This window comes from Desulfobacter sp. (genome assembly GCF_050177295.1).
This window is the reverse complement of the sequence record NZ_JBFXHE010000516.1, coordinates 1-2,733: the sequence shown is the minus strand read 5'-3', so window position 1 is coordinate 2,733 and position 2,733 is coordinate 1. Positions and strand designations below refer to the sequence as shown.

General features: G+C 51.4%; 2 protein-coding genes. Both read right to left on the bottom strand.

Translation table 11 applies throughout. The features are described 5' to 3' along the window. Window positions 1-230: 230 nt before the first annotated feature. Complete coding sequence (locus AB7U36_RS21970; protein WP_428161735.1) at window positions 231-1,181, bottom strand: acyltransferase domain-containing protein; 951 nt, start codon at window positions 1,179-1,181, stop codon at window positions 231-233. Window positions 1,182-1,274: 93 nt separating this feature from the next. Beyond that, complete coding sequence (locus AB7U36_RS21965) at window positions 1,275-2,528, bottom strand: glycosyltransferase (RefSeq protein WP_428161734.1); 1,254 nt, start codon at window positions 2,526-2,528, stop codon at window positions 1,275-1,277. Window positions 2,529-2,733 lie beyond the last annotated feature (205 nt).

The following is a 2,733-nucleotide window of genomic DNA, read 5'->3' as shown; positions in this document are numbered from 1 at the left end:
GGTAACACGCCTTGTGTCATAGTTTGTTTCACCCCGTTGGTGATAGGTTTTTGGTTGCACAAATACTCTATCTGCTTGATCCATCAAGTTCAACGGGGTTTTTTATTTTTTTGACGGCGGATCAGGGAACCATTACCAGCAATTCTAAATTTGGCATTAAACCGTTTCAAATGATGGCCATGGTATAGGAGTAACATTTCCCAAGTCAGGGAATTTTCAGATACCCCACGTCAGGCCTTTCCAACGGCCGCGAACATTTTATCCATGGTGATCCGGTCCCGGCCGAACTGGTTCACGCAGGTCAGGGCAAGGGACCTGGAGTCCGGGGGCAGGGCATATTTTATAAAGGTACTCAAGGTGCCGGCCGGACCCAGATCGATATAGGTGTAGGAATTGCCGGCCTCCAATGCCTGGACTGTATCATAAAAAAGGACAGGGTTCCGAAGAACGTTGTAGATATGGTCGCCGGTTAATGCCTGCAACCGGCCTTTATTGAGTGTGGAAACCACTGGCATTTTAAAGGGGGCCAGGTTCTTGACTGCTTTGCAGTGGGCTTCAAGAGGTGCCACAAGGGGGGAGTGGAATCCGTGGGTGACGGGCAGTATTTGGGTGGTAATACCGTCATTGCGCAGGGCGTGTTCGATTTTTTCCAGTGCGGGCCGGCGGCCTGTTACCACGAAATGGCCGTCGAAATTATGACCGGCCAGCCAGGTACCGGAAAAAAGCTCCGGTCTGTGTTCCATGATGTCTGGATGGTGAAGCACCGCCATCATGCCGGCATGTTCAGTGTCGGATTCCAGGGCTTTGGCCTGGTTTACAATCATGGTTAACCCGTTTTCCAGGCTGGTGGCGCCCGCAATAATGGCGCAGATGCATTCTCCCAGGCTGTAACCCAGCAGTATATCCGGCTGGATGCCCCGCGCCGTGACGCATTTTGTCAGGCTGTATGAAAAGGCAACAATTGCGGGATGTGTGTAAAGGGTGCGCTCAAAGGGGGCGTATTTGTCTTTGCGTTCCCTGTAAATGAGGTCCTCCAGGGATGCGCCGATCTGGGGGGCGACAATTTCGTCGCACCGGCGAAACCAGGTGCGGAAGGTATCATCAGTTTCAAAAAGCTGTTTTCCCATGTGGTAATATTGGGCTCCCTGGCCGGAATACATGAAAACAATGGGGGGTGTCACGGGCGGTTCTCCAAATTTGTAATGTTACCCCCCAATTTTTATGGAACCTTTTTTATGCAATTTTTTGGGGGGGATTTTGTTTGCCGGAGGGCGTTAGCCGAATCTGTTTTCGATCAGCTCAACAGCCCTTCGGACCCCTTGTTCGTTTTTTACGGCTGCGCCGATGGCTTTCGCCGTTTTCATCATGCCGGGACAATTCAATACGGCATTCATTGCACAGGCAAGTTTTTCGGGCGTGACCGACCTTTTGTGGAGCGGTTCTCCAGCCACGCCGATGCGGTGTAATTGTTGGCCCCAATAAATTTGATCAACAGCGTGTTCAACGACCACCGACGGGCATCCGCACCGTAACGAGGTGTGTGAGGTGCCAACCCCGCCATGGTGCACCACAAGTGAACAATGGGGAAAAATCCCGTGATGGGGGATTCTTTTTATTTTATATATGTTGGGGCTGTCCGGGATTTTGGGGAGATGATCCCAGTCCGATTGGATGATGGCCCGCCGCCCGGAGTGTTTCAGGGCGTTTACCATTAAATGGGTGGCCTGTTCAAGGTTATACTGGGTTAAACTGCCAAAGGTCATGTAGACCGGCGGGTCGCCCGCGTTCAGAAAGGCTTGCAATTCATCCGGCACATCGACCTTTTCAGCGGAACACGGCACATCGAAAAATCCGCAAATCTGGATATTGTCCTGCCAGTCCGGCTGTTTTTCGCAGATTGAGGGACTGGCGGCAATCAATGTCAAGTCTTTTGACATGTATGCCTGTTCCTGGAAACTTTTGATGGAGGGCAGTCTCTCTTTGGCACGGATGGTGTTGGCCGACGGATAGCATTTTTTGCCGGTCACGTAATCTTCGTACCGCCACAGCAGGGTATTGATTAGTTTACCGAAGTTTGGCCGGCCAATGGGCGGCGCATATGCCGTGCGGGTGACAATGGGGCATAATACAAGGACCACCCTTGGACGGTTGTATTTTTCAGCCGCCGTCAAAAGGGTGTGGGTAACCGCGTGGCTGATGACCAGGTCATTCTCCCGGCCCAACGCCAGGGAAGCCGCATACATCTCATCCACCACCGGCTCGAAAAATGTTTTTAACACCAGGATTTTCTGTTTCAGGTTGCTTCTGGGCTTGATCATTTCCGTAAGATCTTGGGCCGTATAGTTGATGACTTTATTGACGTTCACCGATTTGAAGTTCATGGCACAGGCCAGGGATGAATACTCTTTATTATCCACGCTGGTGAAGGCAACGGTCACATCGTGGCCGGCAGTACTCAAACCGCCGGCCAGGGCCATGAAAGGCCGGATGTCCCCGTCACTTCCCCATGTCTGCAGTCCTATTTTCATACGCGTAACAGTCTCCGGTTTGTTTGAAAGAATCTGAACCTTAGGGGCGCTGTTACTGTTTTTTAAGGACGAAAATAGATATGCCGTTGTGCCATTCACTGGATTGGCATGATTCTGCGGGATCGGGGTGGCAATTGTCCGTGGTGGTCAGGATCTCTTTTTGCCACACAATGTTAAGCTTGTTCTCCTTGATTGCGTTCAGGGT

Excerpts from the sequence above, each read along its gene's own strand:
- AB7U36_RS21965 (WP_428161734.1), bottom strand. The coding sequence starts at position 2,528 with ATGAAAATAGGACTGCAGACATGGGGAAGTGACGGGGACATCCGGCCT.